This window comes from Mycolicibacterium smegmatis (genome assembly GCF_001457595.1).
Lineage (GTDB): Bacteria > Actinomycetota > Actinomycetes > Mycobacteriales > Mycobacteriaceae > Mycobacterium > Mycobacterium smegmatis.
Map to the genome: position 1 here is coordinate 961,176 of NZ_LN831039.1, position 17,219 is coordinate 978,394.

Genomic DNA, 17,219 nt, shown 5'->3' on the forward strand with positions numbered 1-17,219 from the left:
TGTGAAACCTCTGCGATTTTTTGGCGATTTATTCGCAGAGGTTTCGCACTCGTCTTTTTGGCCGCTGACCTCCGCGAGTGTGAAGCCTGTGCGAGAAAACCGCAGAAATCTCGCTGAGGATTCACAATCGCGGACACGTGAAGCGTCAGCGCCGCCGGTGCGGGTCGGTTTCGCCGAGTTCGGCCATCTCGTCGCGGGTCAGCAGGTCGTCGCGGATGTTCTGCTCGCGGTAGGCGAGCTGGCCGACGCGGTTGGCGATCACCGGCGCGGTGATGATCGTGAACACCCCGGCGAGCACCAGCATGCCGACGTCGGCGTTGCCGCGCAGCCGGATCATCGCGCCCGCGATCACCAGCAGCAGGCCCAGCACCTGCGGCTTGGTGGCCGCGTGCATGCGCGACAAGGTGTCGGGAAAGCGGACGATGCCGATGGCCGCGGTCAGGGCCAGGGTCGAGCCACCGAGGATGAGAACTCCGGTGATGATGTCGGGGATGTTCACGGTTTCCTCCGCCGCGGTGGGAGGGGCTCGTCGGTGTCGGGCACGCGGAAGCGTGCGACGCTGACCGAGCCGACGAAGCTGATCAGCGCCAGCGCGGTCATGCTGTAGGTAACGGTGGTGTCGAGGCTGAACGCGGCCCACGTGCCGATCGAGCACAACGTGACCGCCACCAGGGTGTCGAGCGCGACCAGACGGTCCAGCGTGCTCGGACCGGCCAGCAGCCGGAACATCGTGACCGCGGCGGCCGCGGTCAGCATCACCGCGGCGATACCCCAAACCCAGTTCACGAGGCGTCCACCTCCTTCTCCGCTGACGGCTGCCAGTCGGCGTCACGCTCGAACGTTTTCACGAGCAACCGCTGCAACTGGTCGACCTGGGTGTAGAACCGGTTGACGGCACGATCGGATCCCACGTCGAGCACGTGCACGTAGATCATCCGCCTCGTCTGGTCGATCTCCAGCGCGATGGTGCCGGGGGTCAGGTTGATGATGTTGACGGCAAGCGCCAGAACGAGATCCGATTTGACCGCCAGATGGACCCGCAGAACCGCGGTCAGCGGCGGCGGGCCGGGTCGCACCGCGAGCCACGCCACCTGCACCGAGGACGAGAGTAGCTGGAAGATCACCCAGGCAACGAGTTTCAGAAGCGACAGTGGGTGGAGCCTGCCTTCCACCGGAACCGGAGGCAGGGGCAGCAGCACCGTGATCGCGACGGCGATGATCGTGCCGCCGACGATGTTGGCCGGCGACAGATCGCCCCACAGCAGAACCCAGACCAGCACCAAAAAGCACAGGACCCAGGCCCGAAGCAGCAGACGTCTCATCGTGGCTCTCCCAGCACGGCGGTGATGTACTGCCCGCGGTCGATCACCTCGGCCGCCGCGCGCTCACTGAACGCGAAGATCGGCCCGGCCGCGACGGTGAGCACCAGGCCCACCACGATCAGTGCGGCGGTGGGGATGAGCATGCCGATGGGCATGCGTCCCACGCCTTCCCGATCGGCGTACTCGATGTCCTCACCGTCGTCGAGCAGCACGGCGGGTGCGGCCTGCGAAAGATGCCCCTCGGGTGCGTCGGCGCGCGTGCGCCAGAACGCCTTCGTCCACACCCGGGCGACGACGTACAACGTCAGCAGGCTGGTCACGACGCCGCCGGCCACCAGGGTCCAGGCGAGGGCCGAGCCGTTCGCGGCGCCGGCCTCCATGAGCGCGATCTTGCCGATGAAGCCCGAGAACGGCGGGATGCCACCGAGGTTGAGCGCCGGGACCACCCACACGAACGCCAGCACCGGGCTGGCGGCGGCCAGGCCGCCGAGGCGCTGCAGGGTCGACGCACCTGCCTGCCGTTCGATGAGCCCCACCACCAGGAACAGCGTCGTCTGCACCACGATGTGGTGGGCGACGTAGTAGATGGCGCCGGCCATGCCCAGCTCGTTGCCCAACGCGATGCCGAACACCATGTAGCCGATGTGACTGACGAGCGTGAACGACAACAGACGCTTGATGTCGCTCTGCGCGATGGCACCCAGGATGCCGATCACCATCGTCAGCAGACCCGCCACCAGCAGCACCGAGTCCAGACCGCCGTCGGGGAACAGCAGCGAGTGCGCCCGGATGATCGCGTACACACCGACTTTCGTCAGCAATCCGGCGAACACCGCGGTGACCGGTGCGGGAGCGGTGGGGTAGGAGTCGGGCAACCACGCCGACAGGGGGAACACCGCGGCCTTGATGCCGAACGCCACCAGCAGCACCGCGAAGATCGCCGTGCGGGTGCCGGGTGGAAGGTCGGTGAGGCGCACGCCCAGTTCGGCCAGGTTCAGCGTGCCCGTGGACGCGTACACCAGCGCGATGCCGATGAGGAAGATCATCGACGACACCATCGACACCAGCACGTAGGAGATGCCGGCGCGGACACGGTCGGCGCTCGCGCCGATGGTCAGCAGCACGAAGCTCGCGGCGAGCAGCACCTCGAACCCGACGAACAGGTTGAACAGGTCACCTGCGAGGAACGCGGTGTACACACCCGCCGACAGCACCAGGTACGTCGGCATGAAGATCGACACGGGCTGGCGCTCGTCGCCGTCGCGGATACCCTGACCGATGGCGTACACGACCACCGCCAGCAGCACGATCGACGACACCACGAGCATCAGCGCCGACAAGCGGTCCACCACGAGCGTGATGCCCAGCGGCCCCATGCCGGGGATGGCCTGATCCCATCCGCCGACATGCAGGACCAGCGTGCCGTCCCGGTCGGACAGGTACAGCAGTACACCACACACCGCGACGACGGCGGTCAGCGCGATCTGGGCGATGGCCCGCTGCAGGTGCGGACGCCTGCCCGCGATGAGCGTCGCCGCTGCCGCCAGGGTGGGGATCAGCACCGGCAACGGGATGAGGGTCTGCACCATCACTTGGAACCCTCGAATCCGGGCAGGGCGTCGAGCTCGTCGGGAGCATCGGTGTCGCGGCTGGCATCGGGCTTGGGGATGTCGTCCTCGTCTTCGTCCTCGTCGACGACCTTGAGGGACACGCGGGTGTCCTCGGGGTCGTTGCTGACTTCTTCGATCGTGGTCAAGCGGTACGAGCGATAGGCGAGTGCGAGCACGAACGCCGCGATACCCATGCTGATCACGATGGCCGTCAGGATCATGCCCTGCGCCAGGGGATCTGCCGTCGCTTCGGAGCCGTTGCTGGTGCGCCCACGGATCGGGGGGTTACCCGATGCGCCGCCGACGGTGAGGATCAGCAGGTTCACGGCATTGCCGATCAGCAACAGCCCCAGCAGCATTCGGGTCAGGTTGCGTTCCAGCAGCAGGTAGACGCCGGTGCTGGTGAGTCCGCCGATCATGATGAGCGGGACGATGTAAGTGGTCATCAGGCCGCCGCCTTCTGGGGTTGGCCGGACTCGGCGAGTTCGACGTCGACCCGCGCGCCGAGGCTGCGCAGCACGTCGAGCACCAGGCCGACGACGATCAGGTACACGCCGAGGTCGAAGAACAGCGCCGTCACGAACTTGATCGGGCCGATCACCGGCACGTCGAGCTGCACCACGGCCGACGACAACGCGGGCGCGCCGAGCAGAAGCGACGCCACCGCGGTACCGGCCGACAACCCGAGCCCGGTGCCGAGGATCTTCCCGGCGTCCAGCGGCAGCGTCTCACCCAGCTCGTAGCGGCCGCCGGCGAGGTAGCGCAGCACCAACGCGAGGCCCGCGACCAGGCCGCCCGCGAATCCCCCGCCGGGGGTGTTGTGGCCGGCGAAGAAGAAGTACGCCGAGAGCACCATGATCAGCGGGAAGATGAGCCGCGTCGCCACCTCCAGGATCAACGACCGGTGCCGAGGATCGCGCAGCTCGCTGCCGCGCAGCCACGTCACGTCGCCCGCGGCGGGGCTGTACGCCGCCACCGGCCCGATGTCGGGCTGGCCCACCGCGGTGCTGACGCGCGGCGCCGCACCGAACCGGCGATGACGGAACACCAGCGACGCGACCCCGGTCGCCGCCACCAGCAGCACCATGACCTCGCCCATGGTGTCCCACGCGCGGATGTCGACCAGCAGGACGTTGACGGTGTTGGAACCGTGGCCGCGGTAGTACGCGGCGTCGGGCAGCAGCACGGCGACACCGGGCCCGGTGCGCGCGGCCATCGCGTAGACCGTCAGCGTGGTGACGGCCGCGCCGACCGAGAGCGCGAGCAGCGCACGTGGCAGCCGGTTCTTGTTGATGTTGGCGGCGTCGGCCTCGGCGGGCAGGGTCCGCAGCACCAGCACGAAGATCACCAGCACCAGCGTCTCGACCAGGAACTGCGTCAACGCCAGATCGGGTGCGCCGTGGAACGCGAAGATCGCGCCGCAGCCGTACCCGGTGACACCGACCAGCAGCACCGCGGCCAGGCGGTTGCGCATGACCGTCGCGCCCAGCGCCGCGGCCAGCATCAGTAGCCCGACCACCACCTGCAGCGGCGAATCCCACAACTGCAGGTCGGGACGGTTGTGCGCGCCGAGCACCAGCGCCGCGGTGGGGAACAGAACCAGGGTCAGCAGGATCACCGACTGCGTGGCGGGAAGCGAACCGCGTTGCGTCGACGCCGTCAGTCGCAGCGACACCACGTCGAGCCCGCGGATCACCGCGTCGTAGATGCGGTCGGCGTTGCCCAGCGGCAGGAAACCGGACTTGGCCTTGGGCAGCCGGTGGCGGACGAGGAACACCGTGAAACCGGTCGCCAGCACCACGATCGACAACAGCAGCGGCAGGCCCACACCGTGCCACAGCGCGAGGTGGTAGGTGGATCCGCCTGGGACGGTGTCGGCGTAGTCCTCGAGCACCGCGTCCAGACCCTTGGGCCACAACCCGAACACCAGGCCCGCCGCCGACAGGATGGCCGGGGCGAGCAGGAAGTTCACCGGGGGACGGTGCATCTCCGCGACGCGGACACTGGGGCCGGACAGTCCTTTCCCGGCGAACGCGCCCCACAGGAACCGCAGGCTGTAGATGGTGGTGAACACCGAGCCGACCACGATGCCGGTCAGCACGTACGGCGCGGCCGTGCCGAGGGCCGGGCTGTGCAGGACGGTCTCCAGGTCGGCTTCCTTGGCCACGAAACCGAAGAACGGCGGCAGCGCGGCCATGCTCGCCACCGCGCCGAGCGCGATGATCAGCAACGGCCGGTGCGCGCGGCCCAGCCCGGCCAGGCGCCGGATGTCGCGGGTGCCGGTGGCGTGGTCGATGACGCCCACCACCATGAACAGCGACGCCTTGAACATCGCGTGCGCGATCAGCATCGCCAGACCCGCGAGCATCATGTCGGGCCCGCCCGCGCCGACCATCACCGTGATCAGGCCGAGCTGGCTGACCGTGCCGAACGCCAGGATGAGCTTGAGGTCGTATTCGCGCACCGCGCGCCACCCGGCCAGCAGCATCGTGAGCAGACCGAGCCCGATCACCATGGGACGCCAGAAGGCCGTGTCGGCGAATCCGGGGGTCATCCGCGCGATCAGGTACACACCGGCCTTCACCATGGCCGCGGCGTGCAGATACGCGCTGACCGGGGTGGGTGCGGCCATGGCACCCGGGAGCCAGAAGTGCATGGGCACGATGGCCGATTTCGACAGCGCGCCGATCAGGATCAGCGCGATACCGACCGAGGCCGCGGTGCCCGTCGGCGGGGCGGCGATCAGCTCTGAGAGCAGGTATGTGCCGGCCATGTTGCCCAGCACGACGATGCCCGTCAGCATCGCCAGGCCGCCGAACGTCGTCACCAACAGCGCCTGGGTGGCGGCGCGGCGGCTGGTGGCGCGCTCGGCGTAGTGGCCGACCAGCAGGAACGACAGCACCGTGGTGGTTTCCCAGAAGATGTAGAGCACCAGCATGTTGTCGCTGACCACCAGGCCGAACATCGCGCCCGAGAACGCGACCAGTTCAGCGGCGAAGCTGGGCAGCCGCTTCTCCATGCGACCGTCGTGGTGGTGGAAGTAGTGCGCGCAGTAGAAGAGCACCAGCGCGCCGATGGCGAGCACCAGCACGCTCATGATCGCCGCAAGCGAATCGAAGCGCAGGGTGAAATCCATCGACAGCTCGGGCACCCAGGACACCTGCACCGTCGGGACGTTGTCCGGACTGGGCCAGTTCAGCGCTACCCACACCAGTGAGCCGAGGGGCACCAGGGACAGCGGAAAAAACGCCATCCGGCCCCATCTGGCCACCATCAAGGGCGCCAACGCAGTGGCCACCGCGTGGGCGAGAAGAACGGCGAGCATGGCACTCCGATCGGGTTGGGGTCGGGGTGTCAGCCTTATAGCTATGGGGGTAACTACGGCTTTTGGTTGAACCCATTCTAAGGGGATGGGCCTGGCTACCATCGGTATGCAGAGACGCTGCCCGGCGGAGGGACGGCTCGCGTGGCAACCGACGGAGTCTTCGTAGTGGGCGCCTGCCCACCGGCGTGACGCCGACGTGTGAGCCGGCACTCGGCCGCGCGAGGACCGTTTTGCTGGCCGAGCGCACCAGCGCCACGGGCATCACCAGGGCATTTCCGGTCCACGCGCGCACTTGGAGGTGCTCGGCGGCCGTGGCCTGACCAACGATCTGCCGTCGCGCGGGTTGCCGGTCCCCGAGGTCGCCCCGCCCGCGGTGTGGTGTTCAAGCTCTCAAAGGTGCCGACCGAATTCGGCATGATCTTGATGGTTCGGCAAAGTGGCTCTCGCCGGCCCGCGCCGAGATTGCACTGAGGGACAGATTCCGGAGCGAGGTCGTCCCTCAATGCAATCTCGGTGAATTGTCGGTGCCGGGTGCCAGCATTCCGCCATGGGCGAGGTGGTCATCGGCGGAGAGGCGTTGGCAAAGGGGCTGGTGACCCGGAACGACCTGCGACACCACTATCGGCGCCTGTTTCCCGGTGTGTATGTGCGCGGCGAGCCGACGCTGCGGGACCGGACGGTGGGCGCGTGGCTGTGGTCGGGGCGACGTGGGGTGCTCGCGGGCGTTGCCGCGTCCGCACTGCACGGCTCCGCGTGGGTCGATCCCGACGTGCCGATCGAGCTGATCTGGCGCAACGGACGCCCGCCCGCCGGGCTGATCGTGCGGAACGAGACGCTCGCGGCTGACGAGGTCATGCGCGTCGCGGGGTTACCCGTCACCACCCCGGCGCGTACCGCGTTCGATCTGGCCCGCCACCTGCCACGCGACGAGGCCGTCGCCCGCATCGATGCGTTGGCGTGGACCCGCCGGGTGACCGTCGACGACGTCGCTGCGCTGATCGAGCGGTACCCGGCCGCGCGCGGGATTCGCGCTGCCCGAGCTGTTCTCCGGTTGGTCGACGCGGGGGCCGACTCACCACGGGAGACCTGGCTGCGGCTGCGGTTGACCGATGCCGGCCTGCCGCCCGACTCCACGCAGATCCCCGTCGTCGACGAGCGCGGCCGCATCGTGGCGATCCTGGACATGGGGTGGGAGCGCCACCTCGTGGCGGTCAATTATGACGGCGTCTTCCACCAGTCGGACCGCAAGAGGTACGTGCGCGACCTGAAAACCCTACGGGCGCTCGAAGACCGGGGCTGGATCGTCATCCGTGTGGTCGCCGAGGACGACATCGCCGACGTCATCACCCGCGTGCGACGTGCGCTGCTGCGCCGTGGCTGGCGCCGAGATTGCAGTGAGGGACAAATTCCGGCGTGAGTTTGTCCCTCAGTGCAATCTCGGTGTGCGGTTTCAGAAGTACCGCAGCCAGACGTATACCCAGGCCAGGGCCGTGCTGAGGAGCGTCACCACGATGCCGTAGCGCGTGAACTGCCAGAAGCTGATCGGATGGCCCGCGCGTTTGGCGATGCCGATGGCCACCACGTTGGCGCTCGCGGCGATCGCGGTGCCGTTGCCGCTGAAGCACGCGCCCAGCGCGAACGCCCACCACAGGGCGTCGCCGGTCACCGCGTCGGGCGCCTGGGCGACCATCGACTCGACCACCGGGGTCATGGTCGCGGTGTAAGGGATGTTGTCGATGAACGCGCCCGCGATCGACGAACCGAACAGCAGGGCCGTGGCCGCACCGAGCCAGTTGTCGCCGAACGCCGATTGCGCGACCGAGCCGAGTTCCCCGATGACGCCGGTGTGCGTCAGGCCGGCGACCATGACGAACAGGCCCATGAAGAACACCAGCGTGGGCCACTCGACCTCGGGCAGCACCTCGTTGATGTCGACATCGGTGACCAGCAGCATCACGCCCGCGCCGAGCAGTGCGACGATCGAAGGGGCGACGTGGAAAACCGAGTGCAGCGCGAAGCCGACGATGACGATGTTGAGCACGATCAGGGACCGGACCAGCAGGCGCATGTCCTTGATGGCGCGCCGTTCCTGCAGCGCCATCACCTCTTCGATGTGAACGTGATTGGCGCGCAGCTCTTTCCGGAACAGCACGCGTGTGAACACCACGAACAGTGCGAAGATCACGACCACGATCGGGGCCATGTGGACGAGGAAGTCGTTGAACGTCAGGCCCGCCCGGCTGCCGATGATGATGTTCGGCGGATCACCGATGAGCGTGGCCGCGCCGCCGATGTTGGACGCGAGGACCTCGGCGATCAGGTAGGGCTGCGGCGGGATGCGCAGGCGGTCGCAGATCACGACCGTGACCGGCGCGACCAGCAGGATGATCGTGACGTTGTCGAGCACCGGCGATGCGAACGCGGTGATGACCATCAGCATGACCATCAGCCGGAACGGTTTACCGCGAGAGCGTTTCGCGGCCCAGATGGCGAGGAAGTCGAACAGGCCGGTCTGTTTGACCACGCCGACGATCACCATCATGCCGAGCAGCAGGAAGATGACGTTCCAGTCGATACCTTCGTGCTCGGAGTAGAACACCTCCGCGCCGGGCACCAGACCCAACAAGGTCATCAGCCCGGCGGCGACGAGAACCGTCTTGACCTTGTCGGCCCGCTCGGTGGCGATGAACCAGAAGGCGACGACGAATATCGTCAGCGCCAGAACCGGAGCCAGCACGGGCCGGGAACCGGGGGATCAGTCGCCCGGCCCGGCAACAGCCAGACTGGTCAGCAGCCGTTCCAGGGTGACAGCGCCGGTGAGCTTTCCGTCGCGATCGACGACGGCGATCAGCGGGCTGCGCTTGTTCGCCATGATCGTCGCGATCTCCAGCAGCGTGGCGTCGGGCGCCACGGTCGCCGGCGTGGCGACGGGGTTGGGAAGGCAGTCACCGACGGTGAGCTTGCCGGGTCCGTGCCAGAACAGGTCGGCGTGGATCTCGTCGACCGTTCGCACCAGCGCGGGATCGTCGCGGTAGGACTCGGGAATTGCCAACTTCAGCACCTGGGTGCCGGGCAGCACAGCCACCGGACGATCGAGGTCGTCGACGACCACCAGGCCCGGCAGCCGATTGACGACCATCAACTGCACAGCCTTGGAGACGGGGTCGTCGATGCGCACGGTCGGCGGGTGAACGGCGATCTCATGAGCTTGCATATCTCGTTTCCCTCGAGCAGGGGCAGTTAAGGTCATGGTCCTCGTTCTCCGATCAATTCGGGACGGGTGTGCAGGATCTCGGCAATTTCGTCGGCCTCGTCGGGTTCCAACACGATGGTCTCGGCAGGGACGTCGACATCGGCGCCCGGGTCGTCAGCGCGGTAGGTGAACAGATGGCGGTTGCGATCGGCGTCGACCAGAACGCAGAACCGCTTGCCGTTCCGCGTGAGGACGTGGTGGAGCATTCCGTTACCAGGGACTGGCATCCGATCGATCCGCATCGGTGTTCCCTCCAAGCAGGTGCCCTCAAGTCTGCTTTTCCTATCTATCTGGGGCTATCCGGTCTGACACCCATTCGGCCGGGGGTGAAGACTGTATGGACAAAACCCGCGGGGACAGTCCACGCTGGTGGGGTGAAACCGGCGCGCACTCCGGCGGCCGCGCTGTTCCGGAGAGTGTTTCTGATCAACGGCCTGATCTTCGCCCTCGGCACGTTGATCCTGGCAGTCTCACCGGCGACGGTTTCCTCGCGAATCCGGCTGACCGAGATCCCGGTGCTCGTCGTGGGTCTGGCGGTCATGCTGACAGCCAACGCGCTGCTGCTGCGGTCGAGTCTCGCCCCGCTGAACCGGCTCGCCGAATCCATGCAACGCGTCGACCCGCCGCGGCGTACCGACCGCGTCGACGGCCGCGGCACCGGGGACCTGCACCACCTGATCGAATCGTTCAACGCCATGCTCGACAGGCTGGAGACCGAGCGGTCCACGGCCAGCGCGTCGGCACTTGCGGCCCAGGAGAACGAGCGGCAGCGCATCGCACGCGAACTGCACGACGAGATCGGCCAGACGCTGACCGTCGCGCTGCTCGCACTCAAACGTGCCGTCGACCGGGCGCCCGAGTCGATCCGCGGTGAGCTGTCCGATGCGAAGGAGATCGTGCGGTCCAGCCTCGACGAGGTGCGCGAGATCGCGCGGCGGTTGCGCCCCGACGCTTTGGAGGACCTGGGGCTGCACAGCGCATTGAACGCGTTGTGCAGCGACTTCGCGCAGGCGTCCGGCATCAGCGTCGTGAAACACATTTCGCCGCAACTGGATCGGTTGAAGCCCGACGTCGAGTTGGTGTGCTACCGGATTGTGCAGGAAAGTCTGACGAACGTCGCACGGCACTCGGGTGCCCGCAAGGTGTGGCTCGATCTGCACATCAGCACCGACGAGTTGACGCTGCGTATTGCCGACGACGGACGCGGCGGTGTGCTCGAGGAGGGGGCCGGTATCAACGGCATGCGTGAACGTGCGCTGCTGGTGAACGGCACCTTCACCATCAGTTCGCCGGAGGACGGCGGCACCGAGGTGCGGTTGGTCATCCCGATGCGAGGCGGTTGATGGCAGCTCGCATACTGCTGGCCGACGATCACGCGCTGGTGCGCAGCGGGCTGCGCATGATCATCGACGCCGAACCGGATCTTCAGGTGGTGGCCGAGGCGGCCGACGGATACGAGGCACTCTCGGCCCTGGACACCGAAACCGTCGACCTGGCGATTCTCGACATCGCGATGCCGCGGATGACGGGACTGCAGGCCGCGCGGGAGATCAATCGGTCGCATCCGGACGTCCGGATCCTGATCCTGTCGATGTACGACAACGAGCAGTACTTCTTCGAGGCGCTCAAGGCCGGCGCGTCGGGGTATGTGCTGAAGTCGGTGGCCGACCGCGACCTGCTCGAGGCGTGCCGTGCGACGCTGCGTGGTGAACCCTTCCTGTACGCCGGTGCCATCACGGCCCTGATCCGCGATTTCCTGCACCGTGCGCGCCAGGGTGGCGAACCACCCGACAGCATCCTCACGCCGCGTGAGGAGGAGGTGCTCAAGCTGATCGCCGAGGGGTATTCGACGCGCGAGATCGCCGCGACGCTGACGATCAGCGCCAAGACCGTCGACCGGCACCGCACGAACATCCTGGCCAAGCTCGGTCTGCGTGACCGATTGGCGCTGACGCGCTACGCGATCCGGGCCGGTCTCATCGAGCCGTGAGCCCAGATCGGAATGGCATGGGAGGCAACGCCGATGCCCCAGCCCATGATCGGCCACACCGGCCAGAAGTACCATCCGCCTCCGCCGAGGCCGACGGCCAGCCAGATGCCGAGCATCAACACCGAACCCGCGACGTAGGCCGCGAGGTGTAGCCGCACACTCATGCGGGCCGCGCGCATCTGTGCCTCGCGCCGGCGAGGGTCGTTGCGGCGCAGGGCGGCCACGGGAAGGTCGGCGACGAGGTCGCGCAGTTGCGCGGTGGTCTGCGCGCCGAACACTCGCTGCAACCGTTCCTCGTACTCGGGCATCCCCAGGTAGCCCTGTGCGAGGGCGCGGCCCAGGTCATCGGCGGTGCGTTCCCGCTCCGGGTCGCCGACGCGCGTGGACCGCTCGACAGTGGGCAGAACCGTGTTGGCCATGGCAGCCTCCCGATATCTTGACGGTGACAAGTTCCACTGTCGCATGCGAACTTGTCACCGTCAAGATGTTTTCTGCTCCTGTCTCGCGCGGCCGGCAATGCGTTTGAGGGTCCGGCGCACGGCCACCCGGTGCCCGCCGGTGCCGATGACGAGCGCCCGGTAGACCTTGCCGTGCGGGCCCGGGAATGCCGCCCAGGTCTGCGAACGCACCCGGGTTCGGCGCGCGTTGACCGCATCGAGAATGAACACCCACTCGTAGGCCGCGAACGGGTGGCGGCCACGGAGGCTGAGCCGCGTCCCGGCTTCGAAGTCGCCGATGACGAACCCGAATGGCGCGCGCGGATCGGCGGCATCTCCGCAGAGCGTGGTCAACACGGCCGCCCAGGTCGTAGCCGTATCGGTGTCGAGAGTTATGGCATGCTCATCGATATAGGATAATCGCTCCATATAGAAGGACCGTACTAGATAGTGGCACCTCCACGGAAGCATGAAACCGACGCGATCCTCGACGCGGCGCGTGCGCTCGTCCTCACCGAAGGTCCGCGGGCAGCCAGTGTCGCCGCGATCGCCAAGGCCAGCGGTGCCCCGGTTGGCACCCTGTATCACCGGTTCGGCAACCGCGACGGCATTCTCAAGGCCACCTGGCTGCGTGGCATCGAGCGGTTCCAGCGCCGCGCCATGGCAGCCGATGGTGCGACGCCGGTCGAGGTTGCGGTCGCGATGGCCGGCGCGGTCCTGCAGTTCGCGCGCGACGAACCCGAGGACGCCCGGTTGCTGCTGACCATCCGGCGGGCCGACCTGCTCGACGGTGGGCCCGACGCCGACTTCGACGCGACGCTGGCCGACATGAACGCCCCGGTCTTCGAACGCCTCCACGAACTGGCCCGCGGCATCTTCGGGCGCGACGACGACCGGGCGATGGACGCCGTCATGCGCGCCGTGGCCGACCTGCCGTACGCGACCGTGCGGCGTCACATCGACGACGGCAAATGGCCGGTGTGGCTGTCGGAGGACCTTGCGACGTCGGTACGTAGGCTGTTGTCCGTGGACAAAATCGTCAGCGCCAGCCGCGAGATCGCCGCACCTTCTGACGTCATCTTCGAACTCATCGCCGACCCGGCCCAGCAGCCCCGCTGGGACGGCAACGAGAATCTGCTCAGGATGGCCTCGGGTGGGCGCGTCCGCGGCGTCGGCGAGGTCTTCACGATGGAGATCAAGCAGGGCGGCTTCCGGGACAATCACGTCATCGAGTTCGAGGAGGGGCGCCGGATCGCTTGGCGCCCTGCGGTTGCCGGTGAACAGCCGCTCGGACATCTGTGGCGCTGGGAACTGCAGCCCGCCGGTGAGGGGCGCACGCTGGTCACCCACACCTACGACTGGACGCAGCTCACCGACGAGAAACGCTTCCCCAAGGCGAGCGCGACCACCGCCGACAAGCTGCAGGAGTCCGTCGATCGGCTCGCCGCGATCGTCGAGGGCTAACGCTTCTCGGCGAACTCCCGCAGCGACTCCACCTGCGCGGGATCCAGTGACGGACGCACGGTTTCGCGCGCCTTGGCGACGTCGGCGGCCGTGACGTCGGCCGCGTCGATCGAGCGGCGCATGGCCGTCATCGCCGATTCCCGCAGCAGCGCAACGCAATCGGCCGCGCTGTAGCCGTCCAGATCGTCCGCCAGGCTGTCGAGGTCGACATCATCGGCCAGCGGGATGGATTTGCCTGCGGTACGCAGGATGTCGCGGCGCGCGGCGGCGTCCGGCGGTTCCACGAACACCAGGCGCTCGAGGCGCCCTGGCCGCAGCAACGCCGGGTCGATAAGGTCGGGCCGGTTGGTGGCGCCGAGCACGACGACGTCACGCAGCGGCTCGATGCCGTCGAGTTCGGTGAGCAGCGACGCCACCACCTTGTCGGTGACCCCGGAGTCGAAGTTCTGTCCGCGGCGCGGCGCGAGCGCGTCGATCTCGTCGAGGAACACCAGCGAGGGCGCCGAATCCCGGGCCCTGGCGAACAGTTCCCGCACGGCCTTCTCCGAGGAGCCGACCCATTTGTCCATCAGCTCAGAGCCTTTGACGGCGTGCACCGACAACCGACCCGAACTGGCCAGGGCGCGCACCACGAACGTCTTGCCGCACCCGGGCGGACCGTAGAGCAGCACGCCGCGCGGCGGGTCGATGCCGAGGCGGGAGAACGTGTCGGGGTGCTGCAGCGGCCACAACACGGCCTCGGTGAGCGCACGCTTGGTCTCGACCATGTCGCCGACATCGTCGAGCGTGACCGAACCGACCGACACCTCCTCGGACGCCGAACGCGACAACGGCCGGATGACCGTGAGCGCGCCCTCGAGGTCCTCGTGACGCAGCACCGGATCGTCGTCGGAGGAACTGGCCCTCGCGGCCGCCCGCAGCGCGCCCTCGCGGACCACGGCGGCCAGATCGGCCACCACGAAACCGGGTGTGTGATCAGCGATGTCGCCCAGATCGAGGTCCTCGGACGGGACCCCGCGCAACAGCATCTCCAGCAGCGACCTGCGGGCCGTGGCGTCGGGCAGGCTCAACCCCAGTTCGCGGTCGCACACCTCGGGTGCGCGCAACCGGGCGTCGACGTTCTCGGGAACCGCGGACGTCGCGATGAACGCCACGCCTGGCGTGGCAACGGCCTTGCGCAGTTCGGCGAGGATCAGCGTCGCCACGGGTTCGGGTGGCCGCATCTCGTTGCCCGCGGGCAGCAGCGCGTCGACGTCGGCGATGAACAGGACGCCGCCGGACTCGGTCACGGCCGCCACCGCCGACGTGACGCTGCGCAGGCGTTCGTCGACCTGCAGCGCACCGACCTCGGGGCCGTCGAGTTCCACCACGCGCCGCGAGGCGCAGACCGCGCGCACCATGGTGGCCTTGCCGACGCCGGCCGGACCGGACACGAGCACGCCCAGATGCGGTGTGGCGCCCAGGGTCTTGAGAAGTTCGGGCTCGTCGAGGGACAGCCGCAGCCACTCGTCGAGTTTGACGGCCTGCGGATGGGTCACCTTGACGTCGTCGAACGACACGGGCTGTTCGGACCGTTGCGGGCTGACGGTGTGCCGGCCCGTGGGTGGTGGTGCGGGATCTTCGGGAGTACCGGTACCCCACGACACCACCGAATTCGGTTGCACGCTCACCGTGCCCGGCGGATCGACCGCGGTGACGGTCAGGAGCTCGGAGGTCCAGGTGATGCCCACCGACGACGCCAGAGCGCTGGTGGCCGCCGAGGTGGACGTGCCGGGTCCGAGGTCGCGGGGCAGCAGCGAGACGGTGTCGCCGACCGTCATCACCTTGCCCAACAGGGCCATCCGCAACGTCGCGGGGGAGATGGACTGTGTGGCCAGGCGTGAACCAGACACCGTGACCGACCGCGCGCCGTACACCGTCACGGGCGACACCAGCACGGCGGCGTTCTCGCGCACCCCGGCGTTGGACAGCGTGACGTCGTCGAGCAGTGCGGTGCCGGCGGGCACCCCGGGCCCGGCCACGCCCGCGACGGCCGCGGTGGTGCGCGTCCCGGTCAGGGCCACCGCATCCCACTCCCGGATGCCGAGCGCGGCAAGCACTTCGGGATGCAGACGCACGACGCCGCGGCGGGAGTCCAGCGCGGAGGTGTTCAGGCGTGCCGTGAGCCGCAGATGGCTGAGGGGGGTGTCGTACTGATCGGCGCCGCCGAATTCGTCGTCGAAACCCTGCGACATGTCACCTTCCCGGCTTGCGGAGACCCAGGCGCGCCATCGACCGCCGATGCGGCTGTGCACGACGGATGGCGCGGCGCGCGGCGCGCCGCTGTTTCGGTTTCACGTCCCACGACTCCGGATGGCTGGCCACCCAGTGCTTGGTGCGGACCGCGAACGGGATGTGGATCACGTAGGCCACGATGATGACCATGATCACGATGTAGCCGTAGAACACCGACGCCGCAACGCCGATGGCCACCAGCACCAGCAGCGGGGCCGCCATGTTCGGCGACACCGAGAACGTGTGGATCTTGCGCATCGGGATCCGGCTGACCACCAGCAGCGAGACGCCGATCATCCAGATGATCACGACCCACTCGGCCGTCACGCTGTTCCACCACTCGCCGGGCCACTGCATCTTGGCCGCCAGCGGGCCGATCGCGCCGATCGCACCCGCGGGGGCAGGCATGCCGACGAAGTACTCCTTCTCGTACGCGGGCTGGTCCACGTCCAGCAGCGCGTTGAACCGCGCGAGCCGCAACACGATGCAGACCGCATAGAGCAGCACCACGATCCAGCCCACCCGCGAATGCGACAGCAGCGTGCCGTACACGATGAACGCAGGTGCCACACCGAAGTTCACGGCGTCGGCCAGCGAGTCGATCTCCTCGCCCATCTTCGAGGTGGCCTTGAGCATGCGGGCCACCCGCCCGTCGAGTGCGTCGAGGATCGCCGCGGCCGCCAGGAACGCCATGGCCTCGGTCGGCCGGTTGTCCAGGGCCATCTTGACCGCGCTGAGACCCAGGCAGATGGCCGCCACCGTCAGCGCGCTCGGCAGCATGCGGACCGTGAAGGACGGGCGCTTGATGCGGGCCTTGATCATGCGAGCTCCGCCAGCACCGTTTCGCCGGCCAGGGTGCGCTGACCGTGAGAGACGAGCACCCTGGCGTCCGCAGGGAAGTAGGTGTCCAGGCGCGAACCGTAGCGGATCAGGCCGTAGGTGTCGCCGATCGAGAGCTTGTCGCCGACGTGGACGTCGCACACGATGCGCCGCGCGATCAGACCGGCGATCTGCACCGCGATGATGTGCACACCCTCGGGGGTGCGGATGACGACACTGTTGCGTTCGTTGTCCTCACTGGCGGCTTCCAACTCGGCCGAGTGGAAGCGGCCGGGCCGGTGACGCACAGCGACCACCTCGCCGCCGATCGGCGCGCGCTGCACGTGCGCGTCGAGCACCGACAGGAAGATGCTGACGCGTTGCATCGGGATATCCGGCAGTCCCAGTTCGGCCGGGGGCGTGGCCTCGCCCAGCAGGCAGATCAGCCCGTCGGCCGGCGCCACCACGACGCCCGGCCGGGTCGGTGGGACCCGCGGCGGGTGCCGGAAGAACGCGGCATTGGCGCCCGCCGAGATCAGTCCCGCGCGCCGCATCCACCGCCGCTTGCGGCCGAGCAGGGCGACCGCGAGGCTCGCGCCGACGAAAGGAAGGCCCGCCGAATGCATCGGCGGAATGCTGGAGCGCACCAGCGCCGCGAGGCGTTCTGGGCCGGATTGGAGATCGGGGCGTCTGGCCATCGGCTGGATTCTACGTGCGACGGGTGC

17 protein-coding genes and 2 pseudogenes are annotated in these 17,219 nt (G+C 68.1%); 5 read left to right on the forward strand and 14 right to left on the reverse strand.

Annotation, left to right across the window (positions count from 1 at the left end; genetic code table 11):
- Window positions 1-145 precede the first annotated feature (145 nt).
- From mnhG to AT701_RS04310, 6 genes are read right to left on the reverse strand one after another with little or no spacing between them, the layout of a single operon-like run.
- On the reverse strand, window positions 146-499 hold the full coding sequence (gene mnhG, locus AT701_RS04285) for a monovalent cation/H(+) antiporter subunit G (RefSeq protein ID WP_011727233.1): 354 nt from the start codon (window positions 497-499) through the stop codon (window positions 146-148).
- Window positions 496-786 carry a monovalent cation/H+ antiporter complex subunit F gene (locus AT701_RS04290; protein ID WP_058125249.1) on the reverse strand — a complete coding sequence of 97 codons (291 nt, stop codon included), beginning with the start codon at window positions 784-786 and terminating at the stop codon, window positions 496-498. Before AT701_RS04290 ends, mnhG begins: the two co-directional genes overlap by 4 nt.
- Window positions 783-1,322: a Na+/H+ antiporter subunit E gene (locus tag AT701_RS04295; RefSeq protein WP_011727234.1), complete on the reverse strand. Its 540-nt coding sequence runs from the start codon at window positions 1,320-1,322 to the stop codon at window positions 783-785. Before AT701_RS04295 ends, AT701_RS04290 begins: the two co-directional genes overlap by 4 nt.
- Window positions 1,319-2,911, reverse strand: a complete 1,593-nt coding sequence (locus AT701_RS04300; RefSeq protein WP_058125250.1) for a Na+/H+ antiporter subunit D — start codon at window positions 2,909-2,911, stop codon at window positions 1,319-1,321. The genes AT701_RS04295 and AT701_RS04300 overlap by 4 nt, the downstream gene beginning before the upstream one ends.
- Entirely contained in the window at window positions 2,911-3,378 is a 468-nt protein-coding gene (locus AT701_RS04305) for a Na(+)/H(+) antiporter subunit C (protein WP_003892273.1), read from the reverse strand. Before AT701_RS04305 ends, AT701_RS04300 begins: the two co-directional genes overlap by 1 nt.
- Entirely contained in the window at window positions 3,378-6,257 is a 2,880-nt protein-coding gene (locus AT701_RS04310) for a Na+/H+ antiporter subunit A (protein ID WP_058125251.1), read from the reverse strand. Before AT701_RS04310 ends, AT701_RS04305 begins: the two co-directional genes overlap by 1 nt.
- Window positions 6,258-6,804: 547 nt before the next feature.
- On the opposite strand from AT701_RS04310, the gene AT701_RS04315 reads away from it, so the two are divergent.
- Window positions 6,805-7,674, forward strand: a complete 870-nt coding sequence (locus AT701_RS04315; RefSeq protein ID WP_058125252.1) for a type IV toxin-antitoxin system AbiEi family antitoxin — start codon at window positions 6,805-6,807, stop codon at window positions 7,672-7,674.
- 33 nt (window positions 7,675-7,707) lie between these two features.
- Here the strand turns inward: AT701_RS04315 and AT701_RS04320 are convergent, their stop codons facing one another.
- From AT701_RS04320 to AT701_RS04330, 3 genes are read right to left on the reverse strand one after another with little or no spacing between them, the layout of a single operon-like run.
- Complete coding sequence (locus AT701_RS04320) at window positions 7,708-8,994, reverse strand: ArsB/NhaD family transporter (protein ID WP_058125253.1); 1,287 nt, start codon at window positions 8,992-8,994, stop codon at window positions 7,708-7,710.
- A gap of 18 nt (window positions 8,995-9,012) precedes the next feature.
- Window positions 9,013-9,471, reverse strand: coding sequence for a CBS domain-containing protein (locus AT701_RS04325; protein WP_011727240.1), 459 nt, complete (start codon window positions 9,469-9,471; stop codon window positions 9,013-9,015).
- 32 nt (window positions 9,472-9,503) lie between these two features.
- The gene (locus tag AT701_RS04330) at window positions 9,504-9,716 is read right to left on the reverse strand and encodes a cation:proton antiporter regulatory subunit (RefSeq protein ID WP_003892278.1); all 213 of its coding nucleotides are present in this window, start codon (window positions 9,714-9,716) and stop codon (window positions 9,504-9,506) included.
- Window positions 9,717-9,884: 168 nt separating this feature from the next.
- Between AT701_RS04330 and AT701_RS04335 the strand changes: the two genes are divergently transcribed.
- Both AT701_RS04335 and AT701_RS04340 read left to right on the forward strand, forming a co-directional pair.
- Complete coding sequence (locus AT701_RS04335; RefSeq protein ID WP_058125254.1) at window positions 9,885-10,853, forward strand: HAMP domain-containing sensor histidine kinase; 969 nt, start codon at window positions 9,885-9,887, stop codon at window positions 10,851-10,853.
- Window positions 10,853-11,500 (forward strand): response regulator, encoded by a 648-nt coding sequence (locus tag AT701_RS04340; RefSeq protein ID WP_011727243.1) that lies wholly within the window; start codon window positions 10,853-10,855, stop codon window positions 11,498-11,500. The genes AT701_RS04335 and AT701_RS04340 overlap by 1 nt, the downstream gene beginning before the upstream one ends.
- On the opposite strand, the gene AT701_RS04345 is transcribed toward AT701_RS04340, so the two are convergent.
- Both AT701_RS04345 and AT701_RS04350 read right to left on the reverse strand, forming a co-directional pair.
- A complete protein-coding gene (locus tag AT701_RS04345; RefSeq protein ID WP_003892281.1) occupies window positions 11,467-11,919 on the reverse strand; it encodes a DUF1707 domain-containing protein in 453 nt (150 codons plus the stop codon). The genes AT701_RS04340 and AT701_RS04345 overlap by 34 nt on opposite strands.
- A 60-nt stretch (window positions 11,920-11,979) precedes the next feature.
- Entirely contained in the window at window positions 11,980-12,366 is a 387-nt protein-coding gene (locus tag AT701_RS04350) for a hypothetical protein (protein ID WP_174519568.1), read from the reverse strand.
- A 21-nt stretch (window positions 12,367-12,387) separates the two neighbouring features.
- Between AT701_RS04350 and AT701_RS35565 the strand changes: the two are divergent.
- Together AT701_RS35565 and AT701_RS35570 are read left to right on the forward strand one after the other, a co-directional pair.
- Window positions 12,388-12,963: pseudogene (locus tag AT701_RS35565) on the forward strand (TetR/AcrR family transcriptional regulator); the annotation flags it as partial.
- Window positions 12,964-13,035: 72 nt separating this feature from the next.
- Window positions 13,036-13,401: pseudogene (locus AT701_RS35570) on the forward strand (SRPBCC family protein); the annotation flags it as partial.
- Here AT701_RS35570 and AT701_RS04360 read toward each other — a convergent pair.
- From AT701_RS04360 to AT701_RS04370, 3 genes are read right to left on the reverse strand one after another with little or no spacing between them, the layout of a single operon-like run.
- Entirely contained in the window at window positions 13,398-15,635 is a 2,238-nt protein-coding gene (locus AT701_RS04360) for an AAA family ATPase (RefSeq protein ID WP_038558336.1), read from the reverse strand. The pseudogene AT701_RS35570 and the gene AT701_RS04360 overlap by 4 nt on opposite strands.
- A 1-nt stretch (window position 15,636) precedes the next feature.
- Window positions 15,637-16,497, reverse strand: coding sequence for a CDP-diacylglycerol--serine O-phosphatidyltransferase (pssA, locus tag AT701_RS04365; RefSeq protein ID WP_003892285.1), 861 nt, complete (start codon window positions 16,495-16,497; stop codon window positions 15,637-15,639).
- Window positions 16,494-17,192, reverse strand: coding sequence for a phosphatidylserine decarboxylase (locus AT701_RS04370; protein ID WP_058125257.1), 699 nt, complete (start codon window positions 17,190-17,192; stop codon window positions 16,494-16,496). Before AT701_RS04370 ends, pssA begins: the two co-directional genes overlap by 4 nt.
- Window positions 17,193-17,219 lie beyond the last annotated feature (27 nt).

Coding starts and splice junctions, on each gene's coding strand:
- AT701_RS04295 (WP_011727234.1), bottom strand. CDS start 1,322: ATGAGACGTCTGCTGCTTCGGGCCTGGGTCCTGTGCTTTTTGGTGCTG.
- AT701_RS04300 (WP_058125250.1), bottom strand. CDS start 2,911: ATGGTGCAGACCCTCATCCCGTTGCCGGTGCTGATCCCCACCCTGGCG.
- AT701_RS04305 (WP_003892273.1), bottom strand. CDS start 3,378: ATGACCACTTACATCGTCCCGCTCATCATGATCGGCGGACTCACCAGC.
- AT701_RS04310 (WP_058125251.1), bottom strand. CDS start 6,257: ATGCTCGCCGTTCTTCTCGCCCACGCGGTGGCCACTGCGTTGGCGCCC.
- AT701_RS04315 (WP_058125252.1), top strand. CDS start 6,805: ATGGGCGAGGTGGTCATCGGCGGAGAGGCGTTGGCAAAGGGGCTGGTG.
- AT701_RS04325 (WP_011727240.1), bottom strand. CDS start 9,471: ATGCAAGCTCATGAGATCGCCGTTCACCCGCCGACCGTGCGCATCGAC.
- AT701_RS04330 (WP_003892278.1), bottom strand. CDS start 9,716: ATGCTCCACCACGTCCTCACGCGGAACGGCAAGCGGTTCTGCGTTCTG.
- AT701_RS04340 (WP_011727243.1), top strand. CDS start 10,853: ATGGCAGCTCGCATACTGCTGGCCGACGATCACGCGCTGGTGCGCAGC.
- AT701_RS04345 (WP_003892281.1), bottom strand. CDS start 11,919: ATGGCCAACACGGTTCTGCCCACTGTCGAGCGGTCCACGCGCGTCGGC.
- AT701_RS04350 (WP_174519568.1), bottom strand. CDS start 12,366: ATGGAGCGATTATCCTATATCGATGAGCATGCCATAACTCTCGACACC.
- AT701_RS04360 (WP_038558336.1), bottom strand. CDS start 15,635: ATGTCGCAGGGTTTCGACGACGAATTCGGCGGCGCCGATCAGTACGAC.
- pssA (WP_003892285.1), bottom strand. CDS start 16,497: ATGATCAAGGCCCGCATCAAGCGCCCGTCCTTCACGGTCCGCATGCTG.
- AT701_RS04370 (WP_058125257.1), bottom strand. CDS start 17,192: ATGGCCAGACGCCCCGATCTCCAATCCGGCCCAGAACGCCTCGCGGCG.